The sequence below is a fragment of the Paenibacillus agri genome, from assembly GCF_013359945.1.
Lineage (GTDB): Bacteria > Bacillota > Bacilli > Paenibacillales > Paenibacillaceae > Paenibacillus_AQ > Paenibacillus_AQ agri.
Map to the genome: position 1 here is coordinate 1 of NZ_JABWCS010000061.1, position 243 is coordinate 243.

Here is a 243-nt window from a genome sequence, read left to right on the forward strand (position 1 = left end):
TCCACATACTCATTCGCCCTATTCAGACTCGCTTTCGCTGCGGCTCCGTCTTCTCGACTTAACCTTGCATGTTAAACGTAACTCGCCGGTTCATTCTACAAAAGGCACGCCATCACCCCTATATCGGGCTCTGACTTTTTGTAAGCACACGGTTTCAGGTTCTATTTCACTCCCCTTCCGGGGTGCTTTTCACCTTTCCCTCACGGTACTGATTCACTATCGGTCGCCAGGTAGTATTTAGCC

General features: G+C 49.8%; 1 rRNA gene. It reads right to left on the reverse strand.

Annotated elements, in window-relative coordinates:
• Positions 1 to 243 (reverse strand): 23S ribosomal RNA (locus HPT30_RS00270); the annotation flags it as partial.